The organism is Candidatus Allofournierella excrementigallinarum, assembly GCF_944388085.1.
In the GTDB taxonomy this organism is placed as follows: domain Bacteria; phylum Bacillota; class Clostridia; order Oscillospirales; family Ruminococcaceae; genus Allofournierella_A; species Allofournierella_A excrementigallinarum.
Map to the genome: position 1 here is coordinate 1 of NZ_CALXHK010000018.1, position 15,133 is coordinate 15,133.

Genomic DNA, 15,133 nt, shown 5'->3' on the forward strand with positions numbered 1-15,133 from the left:
GCGGTCAGCTCGTTGTTGATGGCGTTCTGCAGGTGATAGCCGATGTAGCCCTGGCTCATGGCCCCGCACTCGGGGAAAGGCATGTCGGCCTTGATGGCCCCCGCCGCCGCGGCGGTGGAAAGGCCCAGGTTGATCATGCCCACCTGGGGGCCGTTGCCGTGGGCGATGATGACCTGGTGGCCCGCCTCGATCAGGTCCACGATGGGCTTGGCGGTGCCGGTGACCAGCGCCAGCTGCTCGGCGGGGGTGTTGCCCAGGGCGTTGCCGCCCAGGGCAATGACGATCTTAGACATGTCGAATTCTCCTTAAAGATTTTGAGGCTCAGGCTTTTTCATAAGCCTCGGCGCAGGCGGCCACGGCCTTTTCGAAGCAGAGGACGGGCGGGTGCACGATGCCCGCGCCCACCTGGCCCACGCCGGCCTCCTTGTGGGCCATGCCGGTGTTGATGACCGGCAGGATGCCGCTGGCCAGCACCTTGCGGATGTCGATGCCGGTGGCGGCCCCGCGGAAGTCCAGCGGGGGCAGCGAATAGCTGGGGTTCTCGGAGGTGGTGATGTCGTACATCTGGGTGCTGTAGGCCAGCGCGTCGGACACGCTGCCGCCCACGAACTGCACGATGGAGGGGGCCGCCGCCATGGCGAAACCGCCGATGCCGGTGGTCTCGGTGATGGCGCTGTCGCCCAGGTCGGGGGCGGCGTCGGTCTCGTCAAAGCCGGGGAACATCAGGCCCTCCACCATCTGGGCGGGGCCGGTGAACCACATATCGGCGGGCATGCCGCTGACCTTGATGCCGAACTCCACGCCGTTGCGGGCCATCACGGTGACCACGGTGGACTTGGGCACGCCGTGGGCGGCCTCCAGCATGCTCTTGCAGGCGGGCATGGACAGGTTGAGGAAGTAGTGCTCGTTGCCCCGCATGAAGGCCAGGGCCTTCTTGGCCGCCGCCTGGTCGATAGAGTCGTCCAGGAAACAGGGCAGCAGGTCGCGGATGAGCAGGGCGGTGGCCGCCTTGTTGCGGTTGTGGCACTCGTCGCCCATGTTCAGCGCCTGAGCGATGAGGTTCTTCAGGTCCACGCCGCCGGCCAGGGCGATGACCTGTTTCAGCACCGGCATGAACTCGTTCTGGATGTAGCGCAGGCGGTCCAGCACTTCGGGGCTGTTGGCGCCGAAGCGCAGCACCTTGCCCAGGCCCTCGTTCACGGTGGCGTAGCTGCAGTTGCCGTCGGTGACGTTCTTCACCACATGCACTGGCATGCTGGGGGAGATGATGCCCGCCATGGGGCCCACGGCGTGGTGCTCGTGGCAGGGCGAGAAGGTGATCTCGCCGCTGGCGGCAAGGGCGTCCGCCTCCTCGGGGGTGGCGGCCAGGCCCTCGTACATCAAAGCGCCCATGATGGCGCCCCGCATGGGGCCGCACATGTCCTTGTAAGCGACGGGCGGGCCGGCGTGGAGGATGGTCTTGGCCGTCATGCCGGGGATGACCCGGATGGCCTGGTCGATGTCCACCAGCACCGGATGGGCGTTCTTGATCTTCTCGGCGGCGATGCGGTTGGCCTCGTCCACCTCCGGGTCCTCCAGCAGGCGGTCCAGCGCGTCGATGAGCACCGGGTCGCCGCCGGCGGCGGGCTTCCAGTCCACATGCAGGCAGGGCACCTGCTGGCGGGCGATCTCTTTCTGGAACAGCGGCGTGCCCACGTTCAGGATGTGCAGCTTGCTGCCGAACAAATTCTGTTCGCTCATTTCCCTTACCTCCCATTCACCGCGGCCAGCGCCATGCGCACCGCATCCAGGTTGCTGGCGGCCACCAGAACGCCCGCCTCTTCCAGCGCGGCGCGCTGGGCGGCATAGTTCTGGAAGTCGCTGTCGGTGCCGAGGATATAGCCCACAAAGAGAACCTCGCGGCCGGCGGCCCGGTTCTTCTCCCGGGCGGCGCGGATGGCCTCCAGCGCCACGCCCGCCGGGTCTTCGTGGGAGCCGTAGCCCAGCTCAAAGTCCAGCAGCACCACGGCGGTCTCGGGGTCCAGCGCCTCCGCCAGCAGGCGGTCGTTGCGCAGCTCCGGCTCGATCATCGGGTGGGGACGGCCCACGGTGAAGGCGTCGTCGCCCAAGTCGATGATGGTGTGCGCCTCGCTCACCGCCAGGTCCTTCATCTTCTGTTCGGGCTTTTTGGCCACATTGCTGTAGACGGGGCTGCACTCCTTGGCGATCTCGTAGAGGGCCTCGGAGGCCAGGGTGCCGCCGCAGTAGAGGCCGCGGATGTACTTCTGCCCGGGCTGCAGGGCCTTGACGCTCTCCAGCAGGGCCGCGGGAGCCTCGAAGGGAGCCTCCTCTTCCAGCGGCTGGCCCTTGGAGAGGGCCACCGCCTTGCGGGCGGCGTCGTCCAGGCTCTTGGCAAACACCGCGCCGGGCACGTCCTCGCCGCCGGCGGCGCCGATGAAGCAGACCACCACCGGCTTTTTGCACCGGGCCACCCGGGCCAGGACCTTCTCCGCCACCTCTTTCACCGGGGGCTTGGAGATCAGCACGATGACGCGGGTGGCTTCGTCGGCGTCCAGCAGGTCGATGCCGTCCAGCATCATGCGGCCGCCGATGTCCGCCGACAGGTCGCGCCCGCCGGTGCCGATGGCCTGGGAGACGCCGCCGCCCAGCCGGTCCACCAGCACGGTGACCTCCTGCAGGCCGGTGCCGGAAGCGCCCACCATGCCGATGTCGCCCCGGCGCACCTGGTTGGCGAAGCACAGGCCCACCCCGTTCAGGATGGCGGTACCGCAGTCCGGGCCCATGACCAGCAGGCCCTTTTCGTGGGCCATCTCCTTGAGCTCCTTCTCCTGCTCCACGGTGACGTTGTCGGAGAAGAGCATCACATGCATGTCGTTTTTCAGCGCCTGACGGGCCTCCCGGGCGGCGTATTTGCCCGCCACCGAGATCACCGCCAGGTTCAGTTCCGGTTCGGCCGCCTTGGCCTGGGCGATGGTGCGGAAGGTCTGCTCGGTCTTTTTCTTGCCGCCCTTGCCGTTCGCGGCCAGCAGCACGTCCACCTGCTCGCTCACCTGCCGGCAGAGTTCCTCGCTGTCGGCCCGCACGGCGATGAGCAGGTCGTTGGCGCCGGCAGCCTCCACCTCGCTGTTGGACAGGTCGATGCCCGCCAGCAGCTCCTTGTTCATCTCGGTGGCCATGGAGACCACCGCGTCCTGCACGCCCTCCATCTTCTTGAGCTTGTTGGAGAGGGTCATCAGGGTGACGGAATCGTAATATGCGTTTTGTCTGACACAGATCAGATCAGCCATTGTCTTCACTCCTATTCAGCCGGCTCACAAGGCAAAGGGCCCTGTACACGCCGGAACACATGTCGTAGCCGGAACTGGCCCCCACCGCCAGCAGCGAATCCACCGCCGAGGGCAGGTCTGTCAGCGCCGGGTCGGCGCAGGCGGCGAGCACCGCCTGCAGGCTGGCCCGCCAGCGCCCGTCCAGCGCGCAGGTCAGCATCCAGCCGCCCACCCGGGTGGTGCGTCCGGCGCAGGCGGCCAGGGCTTCTTCCAGCCCTTCAAGCTCCGCCGCTCCGCCGCCCAGCACCCGCAAAGCGGCGTAAAGCCCGGTGAGGATGTCATCGCCCGAAGGGGTCAGCCCCGGGCCGAAGCCCACCAGCCGCCGCACTGCCTCCGCCGGGTCGGCGCGCTGTTCCAGCGCCGCGCAAACGCCGCCCGCCCGCAGCTCGAGAGCCTCGCGCAGCTCCTCGCCCCAGCGGGCGGCGTTTTTTTGCGCGGCGGGCGCCAGCAGCGCCTTCAGCCGGCAGGCAGCGGCGGCGGGGTTCGGAAGGGGCAGCGCCCGCGCGCCGAAGCGGCAGTCGCACACCTTCGCGCCGGCAAAAGCCAGCCGAAGCCCGTCCGTCTCCAGCACGCCCCGCTCCCAGCGGACGGCCTGCCCGGGCGAAACGCCCAGAGCGGAAAAATCCGCGCCCTCGGCCAGGATGGCGCAGGCGGGGCCGCTGTCCGGCGTGGGATGCAGCACGGTGAAAAACAGCCCCTGTGTCTCCACATTGACACTGTGACGGTAAACACCGCGCACCACGCCCTCGCCGGGCGTTTGCAGCCGCCGGTGCAGCAGCTGCTCCAGGCGCGTCACATCGATGGTTCGGTCCACTGGGCTCACCTCCCGGTCCTTGCAAAGACGCGCGGGGCGGTCAGCCACCCCGCGCGCTTTCAGGCCCGCTTATGCGTGCTCTTTTTCTTCTTCCGCCAGCACTTCCGGGTCGAGGACGTTGTCCTGCTTGCGGTAGTAGGTCATCACCACCAGCACAATGGCCATGCCCAGGTAACCCATGGTCATTGCCGGGCCCACGTTGATGCCGAAGGTGGCCGCGTGGATGATGCCGAAGAAGGAGAGCACCGCGCCGATGCCGCAGTAGACCGCGGCCTTCAGATAGTGCTTGTCGATGACGTAGATGACGATGGAGGCCAGCAGCATGGCGATGATGATATCGCCCTTGCTCAGGCGCAGCCAGCCCAGATAGGGCACGCCGTTGCCGCTCATCACCGCGTTGGTCACGTTCGCCACGCCCTCGGAGGCCACGTCGGAGATGACCACGGTGAGGTTGGAGCCGGCGGCGGCCAGCGCGCTGTTCACCGCGGTGATGGTGGAGTCGATCTTGCCGGCCAAAAAGCTGCCGATGTAGGGCAGGAAGGCCAGCACGATGGCGGGGATGTGGCGGGCCTTGGCGGTGGAGAAGGCCTGGTTGCCGATGACCATGCCGATGTAGATCAGGATGGGCAGCAGCGCCACCAGAGGAATGACGGCGGACACCAGGGCCAGCAGGCCGGTGAAGGCCAGCACCAGGATGGCCGCGCCGGTGAGGAAGGAGTAGCCCACGCGGGCGCCGGTGGCCTTCCAGCCGGGATGGCCGATGTAGATGATGGTGGGGAACACGCTGCCGATGCAGGCGCCCAGGATGGTGAGGATGGCGGGCACGCTCATGCACAGGGCGACGGGGTAGTGCTCGCCGGCGGCGTCGGCGCTTTCCAGGTTGTCAAGGCTCTCCAGGAAGTCGTAGATGCCCAGGGGGATGGCGGCGGGCAGGAAGGGAGCGATCTGGGCGAAGCCGATGCCGAAGAGGTTCACGGTGAGGCCGGGGATGGGGATGCCGAAGTCCTGCACGGCGGCGGTGACGTCGGCGGGCTGCAGGTAGCCGGTGGCCCAGGCGATGGCGGTGCCCACCAGGATGGCGAAGGCGCCGGCGGGCATGTTGAAGGGCAGCCGCTTGTGGGCCATCCAGCCCACCATCAGGATGATGAAGCAGACCAGGCCGATGTAGGGCGCGCCGAACACTTCACCCATGGGCACGCCGGAAATGAAGGTGAGGGCAAAGCCCGCCAGAGCACCCAGCATGGCCGAGCGGGGGATGTGCTTTTTCAGGGTGGGGCCCACGAAAGCGCCCACCAGCATGATGATGCCCTCGATCAGGTTCCACACCACGCCGGTGGCCCAGGCCACGGTCCAATCGCCGGTGGCGGCGTAGGTGGGAAGGATGACCGCCAGCGCCACCGCGAAGTAGTGGGGCACGCTGAGGCCGTAGGGCATGGCGGTCACGTCGCTGCGGTTCTCCTTCACCGACATGCGGCGGGCGAACCAGCCCAGGATGAAGTTGCCCAAAGCGATGCTCAGCGCCGCGCCGGGCACGATCTTGCCGAAGACGATGTCGCCGGGCATGGCGATGCCGGAAAGCAGGCCCACGGCGGTGAGGAAGTTGGTCAAGGAGTTGGAGAACAGGCCGAAGAAGCCGTTCAGGTCGCCGGATGCCCACAGCGGCGTGCCGACCGTTTGTTTCGCGTTGTTCATTATGTATTCCCCTCTCAAGTTAAAGCGTTGCGGGTCAGGCGTTCAGCGCGGCGATCACCTTGTCGGAGGTGGTGGCCCAGCCGAAGATGCCGCCCTGCTGCCAGATGTTGCGCACCGCGGCCTCGTGGTCCGCGGGGTCGAAGGCGGCGGAGCAGTCGCTCAGCAGCAGGCAGTCGAAGCCCCGGTCGTTGGCGGAGCGGATGGTGGTGCTGACGCACACATGGGTGGTCACGCCGCAGACGATCAGCTTGGTGATGCCCTTGTTGCGCAGGATCAGCTCCAGGTCGGTGGCGTAGAAGGCGTCCTTGCCGGGCTTGTCGATGATGGGCTCGCCCTCGATGGGGTACAGCTCCTCCACGATGTCGTGGCCGTACTCGCCCCGCACCAGGATGCGGCCCATGGGGCCCATGTCGCCGATGCCGGCGCCCTGCTTGCGGCCGCGGTTCAGCTTGGCGGGCGGGCAGTCGCTCAGGTCGGGACGGTGGCCCTCGCGGGTGTGGATGACCATCATGCCCTTTTCACGGGCGGCCTCCAGCATGGTCTTGACGGTGGGGATGATGCCCTTGGTCAGGGCGATGTCGTTGCCCAGCTTTTCGCCGAAGCCGCCGTGCTCGCAGAAATCGCGCTGCATGTCGATGATAACGAGGGCGGTGTGTTCCAGGTCAAAGTCGAACTCGTAGGGCAGTGCCTGGGCGGAATAGGTCTTCATATGGGTCTCCTCCTTTGATGTGGGATGTCATGCCGCGGGTGCGGCGTCGTCGGTTTGTTCGGAACGGCCGGAAAAGCGGAAGATCAGCACGCTGATCACCGCCACCAGCAGATAGCCCGCCACGGCGGACGGCTCCTGGGCCACCCCCACGCCGTTTGCGTGGATGACCCCGAAGAAGGTGAACACGGCGCCCACGGCGCAGGCGGCCAGCACGCCTTTGAGGTTGCGCTCCAGCATGAACACCAGCAGCGAAGCCCAGAGCATGCTCACCAGGATGTTGCCGTTGCCGGTGATCTCAAAGCCGCGGTAGTAGATGCCCGCGCCGCTCAGAGCCTCCAGCCCCACGGCGGCGGCGCTGGTGCCGGCGGCGGCGAGGGCGTTGTCGATCTGGGTGATGCCCCAGTCAGCCAGCCAGGGCAGCAGCGCCAGGATGACCGCCGGGAAATGGGCCTTGGGCACATGCTCAAAGGCCTGGGAGCCGATGAGGATGCCGATGTAGATGAGGATGGGCTGCAGCGCCGCCATGGGCACGATGTTGATCATGACCGAGGTCATGCCGAACACCGAGATCAGCAGCACCGCCAGGCCGTTCATCCAGGAATAGCCCAGCCGCGCGCCCACGCTCTTCCAGCCGGGATGGCCGATGTACACCGCGGTGGGCACCACGCTACCGAACAAGGCGCCCAGAATGCTGGTGGCGCCGTCCGCCAGCATGACCTGGCGGGTGTCGTAGGAGTCGCCGGCAACGGCGGCGCTCTCCAGGTTGTCCAGCGTTTCCATGAAGTTGTACATGCCCAGGGGGATGGCCGTCACCAGATAGGGCGAGGCCGCCTTGAAGCCGCCCAGCAGCGCGTCCAGCGCGGGAAGGGGCGCGTAGACCCCCATGTTGGAGAAGGACTCGGTCAGGGCCGCCGGCTCCATATAGCCGGACACCCAGCCCAGCACTGTGCCCAGCAGGATGGCCACCAGGCCCGCCGGCAGCTTGAAGGGCATCCGCATCCTGGCCACAAAGCCCAGCAGGATGACCGCGAAGCTGGCCAGGGCGATGTAGGTCACCTCAAAGCTCTGCAGCGCGCCGTTGGTCATGATGCAGGTGATGGACGCGCCCGCCAGCGAGCCCAGCAGGGCCGCCCGGGGCACCACCTTGCGGATGGCGGGGCCCAGCACAACGCCCACCGCCTCCACAACGCCTTCCACAAAGCACCAGGCAACGCCCGCGTACCAGGCAAGGTACGGGTCGCCGGTCTGAAGCTTCACCGGCAGCATGATCATGTAAACGATCAGGAACATGTGGGGCACGCTGATGCCGGTGGGCATGGCCGTCACATCGGTGCGCCCCTCTTTTTTTGCCAGCCGCCAGCCCATGAAGGCGTAGAGCAGCCCCGCAACGAAGATGCTCAGCCCCACCGCCGGCAGCACCCGCCCGAACACCAGTTCCCCGGGCATCTGCACCGTGTAGAGCAAAAGCCCCGTGAGCACCAGCACGTTGGTCAGGTTGTTGGTGAACAGGCCGAAAAAGCCGTCCACATCCGACTTTTGAAACAGCGGAATGGTCGTTCCTCTCACAAAGAAATCCCTCCTTGCACTTGCTCTGAAAACCCTCCTGCAGGAGATATCCCACCCGGCCGGCCGCGGCGTTTGTGCCCGCGCGCCGCCCCCGCGTCGGTCGGCGCGCCGCATCGGCCGTCCGGGTCGTTCCTGCTTTTAATGTTAGCACATCACAGAGCAAAAGTATTTATCTCCCGGTGACAAAACAGCTTGCCAAATTTTGTTTCTCAAAAACAATTGACAGCCCTGCCCGCCGGGGCAAAAGACAAAAAAGAGCCGGCAGGACCGGCTCTTTTTTGTCTTGTTCAGGGCTTGCGCAGGCGGTATATCTTCATGGCGAGGTTCAGGTCCTGGTAGTCGTCCAGGCTTGAAAGGCGCTTGCCCAGCTGCTCTTCGATAAGGCGCTGGCGGTAGCGCACGGTGTTGTAGTGCAGGAACATCTTTTTGGCCGCTTCCTTCAGATTGCCGTTGCAGGCCAGGATGGCGTCCAAAGTGGCCATCAGCTCCATGTTGTGCTGGGCGTCGTAGCGGATGAGGGGGCCCAGAGTGTCGCGGCAAAACTCGGTGAGTTCCCGGCTGCCCGCCGCCGCGTGGAGCACCCGGTAGGTGCCGATGTCCCGGAAATAGAGCGAGCGGTCCTGCCCGGTCTGGCGGGCGATGCGCATGGCGTCCTTGCTTTCCTGGTAGGCCCGGGGCAGCTGGCGCAGGTTCTCCGCCGGGCGGGAAAGCCCCGCCGCGTAGCCGATGTGCAGGCCGGTCAGCACGTCGCCGAAGATCTGCACCACCCGCTCGGGGTTCTCGGCGGCCTTGGCGTCCAGAAACGCCACGATGTACTTGCCGGTGCTGGCCAGGAACAGCGTTTCCAGGCTGCCGCCCCGGGCGGCGGCGGGCAGGGCGCGGTTCTTCAGCGCCCGCAGCACGCTGCCCCGGTCCCCTCCCCGGGCGGGCAGCTGCACGTCCATCAGCAGGATGCTCACCGGGAAGGTGAGCTTCCATTCCAGGGCCTTCGCCCGGGAGGCGGCGATCTGCTGGCTTTCCACCTTGCCGAACAGCAGGTCGCAGGTGAACTCCTCCCGGTAGCGGCGCTCCAGCTCGTCCAGCGCCCGCTGGCGCTGGGTCATCACCCGGAAGGCCATGGCGAACTGTTCCACCCCCATGCGCTCCATGGCGGTGAGGGTGAACCGTTGGCGGCCGGACAAAACGATGTAGCCCGCTTTCTCCGCGCCGTAGTGTACTTTATAGAAGACGGCGCAGCCGTCCTCCAGGAAAAAGCGCTTGTAATCCTCCTCGGAGGAGGTCTGGTCCAGCCGCACCGCGTCGAACACCTGCTGCTGCTCGAAATCGAAGTCCTGGTCCACCCGGTATTCCGCCAGCTTCTCCACCGCCGCGCTGTAGAGGGTGACGTTCTTGCCGGTCTGCATCGCCAGCGCCCGGGCCAGGCCCTCGTACTCCTCGCCCCGCAGCATGATCTCCATCACCTTGTTGTGGATGCCGTCCCGGTATTCCAGCTCCATGCTCTTGCGGTGCAGGCTCTCCTTCAGAAAGGTGTTGATCTGGCTGGAAAAATTGCTGCCCTCCGGCAGCACGATCACCGGAAAGCCCAGCCGGTCCGCCTCTTCCAGGCAGGCGGGAGGCACCCGGTCCACATAGCGGTTCAGCTTGACCCCCAGCCCCGAAAGCCCCAGGCTCACCAGCCGGGGAATGAACACCTCCAGCTTTCTCTTGTCGCTGTGGATGGGGTAGAGGGTGGAGATGAGGAAGTCGCCCTTTTTCACATAGTCCTCGATGTCCGGCACCTCCATGATGGCGATGTCCTCCACCATCCGGTCCAGACCCTGCCCCCCCGCCGCCACCGTGGCACCGCGGAAATGGTCCAGCGCCAGCAGCTCCCGCACTCGCAGCATCCTCGTTCCTCCCCTTCCGGCCCGCGCCCGTTTTGTACCATCTTAGCACACCCGGATGCCCCGCCGCAAGGCGGGCCCTCACGACGGCCAGCGCCGCCCCTGGGGCAGGCCCCAGACCTGCACCGTTTCGAGCAGCGGCGAAAGGGAGATGTCCCGCGGGGTGACGGGCCAGCCGCCGGCCCCGCCGACGTCGTACCCAAAGGCGGCGCAGGCGCACCACACCAGATGGGCGCACTGGGTGGCGGGCGGGCCGGCGCTCTCCCCCAGCCAGGGCAGGCCGGAAAACAGCCCGTAGGGCAGGCCCGCCAGGTTTTCCCGCGCCCAGTCGGCCATGCGGGCCCGGCGCGCCTCGCTTGCCCCTTTAAGGCGCAGCACCGCCACGGCGGCCTTGTCCTGCCAGGTGGAGAGGGGGCTCAGCCGGCTGGGGCAGCCCAGGCTGTAGGCCTCCAGCACCAGGCCCTCCTGCGCGTCCACCACCAGCGCCGCGTGGCCGTTGCGCCAACCGCCGCACCGGCTGGAGGGGGTGAGCAGGATGTCCCCCTTTTCCAGCGGGGCGAACTCAAAATCCCCCTCGGTGACCTCCAGCCGCACCACCGCCGCCCCCTTCACCGTTTTCCAGCCGCAGGGGGCGAAGTACCGGGCCTGAAAGTCCGCAAGCTCCCCGCCCCGGCCCGCTTCCAGCAGGGCGTCCACCGCCGCCGGCCCGAGGCCGGTCTGGGCAAGCAGCAGCGCGTAGTCGGCTTTCCCCGCCTCGGCCCGCGCCACCACCCCCGTCAGGTCCACCATGGGGTAATCGGGCAAGGCGTGGGCGAAGCGGGGCGCGCGGCCCGCCCACACCGCCGCCGCTGCCGCCAGCCCCAGGGCCAAAACGGATGCCGCCAGCCTCTTTTTCATGCCGCCGCCCCCCTTCCCTGCTGATAGCATACCGCCCCGGCGGCGAAAAAATGCGGCGGGCCTTGACACAAGGCGGCGAAAGGGGTACACTGTTTTCACAAAAGCTGTGAAAAAGAGCAGTACGCCGGCAAACGGCGGCCCAGCGAGCGGGGGACGGTGCGAGCCCCGCCCGGCGCCCGGCGGAAGGAACACTTTGGAGCTGCGCGCCCCAACCCGCTTTGAAAAGCGGCAGTAGGGCGCGACGTGGGCGGCGCGTTAAGCCGCGACGCTTAGATTTTGAGCGGAAAAGGGGCCGTGAAAACGGCAAGTTAGGTGGCACCGCGGATCCGGCAGCGATTCGTCCTAATGAAGGGGACGAACCAGGCTGCCGGTCTTTTTTTACCGTTTCACCGCAGAGCAAACGGAAACACACCTTATGAAAAAGGAGAGGGAACAATGGAACGCATCATCATCAAAGACCTGCTTTCCCGCCCCCCTGCCGACGGCGCCGTCGTGACCGTCTGCGGCTGGGCAAAAACCGTGCGGGACTCGAAAAACATCGGCTTCATCGAGCTGAGCGACGGCTCCTGCTTCAAAAACCTGCAGGTGGTGTTTGAGGCCGCCAAGCTGGAAAACTACAAGGAGGTGGCCAAGGCGGGCGTGGGCGCCAGCATGCGGGTGACCGGCCGCGTGGTGCTGACCCCCGGCGCAAAGCAGCCGCTGGAGGTGAACGCCGACAGCGTCCAGCTGCTGGGCAGCTGCCCGCCGGAGTACCCCCTGCAAAAAAAGCGCCACACCGTGGAATTTCTGCGCACCATGCCCCACCTGCGCCCCCGCACCAACACCTTTGCGGCGGCCTTCCGGGTGCGCAGCACCGCGGCCTGGGCCATCCACCGCTTCTTCCAGGAGCAGGGCTTCGTCTATGTGCACACCCCCCTCATCACCGGCTCCGACTGCGAGGGCGCGGGCGAGATGTTCCGGGTGACCACCCTGGACCTGAACAATGTGCCCCGCACTGAGGACGGCAGGGTGGACTGCTCCAAGGATTTCTTCGGCCGGGCCACCAACCTGACGGTGTCGGGCCAGCTGGAGGGCGAGGCCATGGCGATGGCCTTCGGCAACGTCTACACCTTCGGCCCCACCTTCCGGGCGGAGAACTCCAACACCCCGCGCCACGCCGCGGAATTCTGGATGATCGAGCCGGAGATGGCCTTCGCGGACCTTTCCGACTTCATGGACAACGCCGAGGCGATGGTGAAGTACGTCATCGGCTATGTGCTGGAACAGTGCCCCGACGAGCTGGCCTTTTTCAACCAGTTCTTCGACAAGGGCCTGCTGGAGCGGCTGAACGCCCTGGTGGGCGCCGACTTCGCCCGGGTGAGCTACACCGAGGCGGTGGCGGTGCTGGAAAAGCACAACGACCAGTTCCAGTACAAGGTGGAGTGGGGCGCCGACCTGCAGACCGAGCACGAGCGCTTCCTCACCGAGAAGGTGTACGGCAAGCCGGTGTTCGTGACCGACTACCCCGCCGCCATCAAGAGCTTCTACATGCGCGCCAACGACGACGGCCGCACCGTGGCCGCCGCCGACATGCTGGTGCCCGGCGTGGGCGAGCTGGTGGGCGGCAGCCAGCGCGAGGAGCGGCTGGACCGGCTGGAGGCCAGGATGCAGGAGCTGGGCATGAACATGGCCGACTACAAGGAATACCTGGACCTGCGGCGCTTCGGCAGCGTGCCCCACGCGGGCTACGGCCTGGGGTTCGAGCGGCTCATCATGTACCTCACCGGCATCCCCAACATCCGGGACGTCATCCCCTACCCCCGCACCGCCGGCGGCTTCTGAGCCGCGGCTCCCAAAAAGCAGAAAAGCGGCGGCCTCGCGTTTGCGAGGCCGCCGCTTTTGTTGATGTGTTTTACTGCGCCACGGGGGTGATGGAGGCGATGGAGTCTTCAAAGGCCTCGGCCCAGCCGACGGTCATGTCGGTGTAGGTGAAGGTGTAGGCCCGGAGGCCGGCGCGGAGGCAGGCTGGGAGGCCGGCGCAGACCCGGAGGCCGGCGCGCCGCCTTTTACAGACGGTATTTCTTTTTCAGCTGCTGCAAAAACTCTTCCAGCTCCCGCGCGGCGGCGGGCGGCAGGTCTTTTATGTATAAAAAGGCCGCGCCCTGGCGCTCCTGCGGCTTCTGCCTGTCCGTAAGGCCCATCAGATAATCCATCGATACTTCAAACCGCCTTGCAAGCAAAATTTTTGTCTCGTCGTCCGGGTCGGCAAGCCCCCGCTCCCAGCCGGACACGGTGTTCAGCGAAACGTGCAGCTGCTGCGCGAACTGGCGTTGGGTCAGCCCGGCGTCCTTTCGCAGCTCTGCCAAACGATCTCCGCGCATGGTTTCGTCTCTCCCTTCTCTCCCCCGCGGCATGCCGCGCACACTGTTTTTGTGTTCGTTTCTTTGAAAAACATAACATTATTTTGTTTTTATGCTTGAAAAACACATTATTACTGTGTATAATTTTGGTTAACACACAAGATCATTGTGTGTTAATATTGCGCAAATACTGCAAGATCGGGAGGAACTTATGAAACGGAAACTTTTGACGCTGGCGCTGTGTGCGGCGCTGGCGCTCTGCGCGCTGCCCATGGCGGCGTTTGCGGACGACTCTGTCGCCGCCATCGGCGACGAAAAGTATCCCACGCTGCAGGCGGCGGTGGACGACGCGCCTGACAACATCCAGATCACCATCACCCTGCTGGGCGATGCCTCCGGCGACGGCGTGATAGTGCCCAGCAACAAAAATATCACGTTCGATCTGGCTGATTCCACCTACACCGTAAGCGGCAAAACCGTCGGCTCGTCCGGTACCGAAACCAACGGCTTCCAGCTGCTGAAAGATTCGACCATCGTTTTCAAAAACGGCGGGATCAAATCCACCAGCGACACCTGCAACGTGCTGATTCAGAACTACTCTAACCTCACCCTGGAAAACGTAACGCTGGACGGCCAGCAGCTTGCGGCCGGGGCGAATTCCTACGTCCTCTCCCACAACAACGGGTCCGCCAAGCTTCTCGGCAAAACCAGCATCACCGCGCCCGACGGCGGCGTTGCCTTTGATATGTACTACTGGCCGTCAAACGGCTATAGGGACGGCGTAAAGGTCACCGTGAACACCACCGGCACCATCACCGGCAAGATCGAGTACACCAAGGACAGCATCTCGACAGATGCGGATGCCGCGGAAAAGAATGTGCTCAACATCGAGAACGTCAAACACGAGGGCGCTTTCAATGTGCCGGTAAGCGGCGCGAACATCACCGTTTCCGGTGGCACTTTCTCCAATAAAGTTCCCGATGCGTACCTGAAAAACGGCTTTGCCCCCACCCTGGGCGCCGACGGCAAATACACCGTGAGCGCCCTCTATGTGGCCCAGGTCGACGGGAAGAATTACACCGACCTTGCCAGCGCCCTGACCGCCCTGGCCACCGCCGAGAACAAGACCCTGGTGCTCAGCCCCAGCCACCCCGACGTGCCCATTGAGGTGGGCGCTCCCCTGGTCATCAATGTGGAGGGGGCCATCGTCAAGGGCGGCATCCTGCAGCCCTCCGCCAACTTCACCCGCAATGACCAAGACGGCAGCGTGATCACCGTCACCGCCAACAATGTCACCCTGGACGGCGTCACCGTGGACGCCGGCGCCGTGGACGCCGGCGCCGTGAAGTACGCCGTGCAGTTTTACAATGTCAACGGCGGCAAGGTGAGCGGCGGCACCATCAGGAACGACGGCTGGGCCGGCATCCTGCTGAACGGCAGCACCGCCACCGTCACCGGCACCGCTTTTGACCTGTCCGGCAGCTGCTACGCCGCCATCGAGCTGGGCAAGGGCAGCGGCGTGACCACCGACCCCAACCTCACCCTGGCCGGCACCGTGAGCTTTGCCAACAGCAACACCAACACGGCGGATGCGAACCGGCTGATCTGGGTGGACCTTGACCCCAACAACGACAACGAGAGCATCCCCGCGGGCATGGTGACCGCCAACAACCTGACGGTGAAGACCAGCGCCGGCGACATGACCTACGACGCCAACGGCTTGCTGGTGACCAAACCCGCCCCGCAGCCCGAGGAGCCCGACGAGCCCTCCGCCCCTGCCGCCACCCCGGCCCCCGCGCCGGTGCTGGACTCCACCCCCAAGACCGGGGCGGTGAGCCTCTCCCTGCTGCCCCTGGCGGGCCTCGGCCTCGCCGCGCTGGGCGCTGTGAGCCGCAAGCGCCGCTGAG

11 protein-coding genes, 1 pseudogene and 1 other annotated feature are annotated in these 15,133 nt (G+C 65.9%); of the genes and pseudogenes, 2 read left to right on the forward strand and 10 right to left on the reverse strand.

From position 1 onward, the window contains the following. The 9 genes and pseudogenes from ACH2AT_RS04965 to ACH2AT_RS05005 form a co-directional block, all read right to left on the reverse strand. Positions 1 to 293, reverse strand: a pseudogene (locus ACH2AT_RS04965) (carbamate kinase); the annotation flags it as partial. 28 nt (positions 294 to 321) lie between these two features. Continuing rightward, the gene (locus ACH2AT_RS04970; protein WP_394964096.1) at positions 322 to 1,740 is read right to left on the reverse strand and encodes a DUF1116 domain-containing protein; all 1,419 of its coding nucleotides are present in this window, start codon (positions 1,738 to 1,740) and stop codon (positions 322 to 324) included. A 5-nt stretch (positions 1,741 to 1,745) separates the two neighbouring features. After that, a complete protein-coding gene (gene fdrA / locus ACH2AT_RS04975; protein ID WP_394964097.1) occupies positions 1,746 to 3,287 on the reverse strand; it encodes an acyl-CoA synthetase FdrA in 1,542 nt (513 codons plus the stop codon). Continuing rightward, a complete protein-coding gene (locus ACH2AT_RS04980; RefSeq protein ID WP_394964098.1) occupies positions 3,280 to 4,140 on the reverse strand; it encodes a DUF2877 domain-containing protein in 861 nt (286 codons plus the stop codon). The genes fdrA and ACH2AT_RS04980 overlap by 8 nt, the downstream gene beginning before the upstream one ends. Before the next feature lie 69 nt (positions 4,141 to 4,209). Continuing rightward, positions 4,210 to 5,832, reverse strand: coding sequence for a hypothetical protein (locus ACH2AT_RS04985; RefSeq protein ID WP_394964099.1), 1,623 nt, complete (start codon positions 5,830 to 5,832; stop codon positions 4,210 to 4,212). 34 nt (positions 5,833 to 5,866) lie between these two features. Further along, entirely contained in the window at positions 5,867 to 6,541 is a 675-nt protein-coding gene (locus ACH2AT_RS04990; RefSeq protein ID WP_394964100.1) for a cysteine hydrolase family protein, read from the reverse strand. A gap of 27 nt (positions 6,542 to 6,568) precedes the next feature. Further along, the gene (locus tag ACH2AT_RS04995; RefSeq protein WP_394964101.1) at positions 6,569 to 8,107 is read right to left on the reverse strand and encodes a hypothetical protein; all 1,539 of its coding nucleotides are present in this window, start codon (positions 8,105 to 8,107) and stop codon (positions 6,569 to 6,571) included. Between the two features lie 287 nt (positions 8,108 to 8,394). After that, on the reverse strand, positions 8,395 to 9,993 hold the full coding sequence (locus ACH2AT_RS05000; RefSeq protein WP_394964102.1) for a PucR family transcriptional regulator: 1,599 nt from the start codon (positions 9,991 to 9,993) through the stop codon (positions 8,395 to 8,397). Positions 9,994 to 10,071: 78 nt separating this feature from the next. After that, on the reverse strand, positions 10,072 to 10,887 hold the full coding sequence (locus ACH2AT_RS05005) for a hypothetical protein (protein WP_394964103.1): 816 nt from the start codon (positions 10,885 to 10,887) through the stop codon (positions 10,072 to 10,074). Between the two features lie 97 nt (positions 10,888 to 10,984). Then, positions 10,985 to 11,235, forward strand: a binding site (T-box leader). Between the two features lie 87 nt (positions 11,236 to 11,322). Here ACH2AT_RS05005 and asnS point away from each other — a divergent pair. Beyond that, on the forward strand, positions 11,323 to 12,708 hold the full coding sequence (asnS, locus tag ACH2AT_RS05010; RefSeq protein ID WP_394964104.1) for an asparagine--tRNA ligase: 1,386 nt from the start codon (positions 11,323 to 11,325) through the stop codon (positions 12,706 to 12,708). Between the two features lie 224 nt (positions 12,709 to 12,932). Here the strand turns inward: asnS and ACH2AT_RS05015 are convergent, their stop codons facing one another. Next, positions 12,933 to 13,247: a helix-turn-helix domain-containing protein gene (locus ACH2AT_RS05015; protein ID WP_394964105.1), complete on the reverse strand. Its 315-nt coding sequence runs from the start codon at positions 13,245 to 13,247 to the stop codon at positions 12,933 to 12,935. A gap of 190 nt (positions 13,248 to 13,437) precedes the next feature. Between ACH2AT_RS05015 and ACH2AT_RS05020 the strand changes: the two genes are divergently transcribed. Beyond that, positions 13,438 to 15,132, forward strand: a complete 1,695-nt coding sequence (locus ACH2AT_RS05020) for an LPXTG cell wall anchor domain-containing protein (protein ID WP_394964106.1) — start codon at positions 13,438 to 13,440, stop codon at positions 15,130 to 15,132. Position 15,133 lies beyond the last annotated feature (1 nt).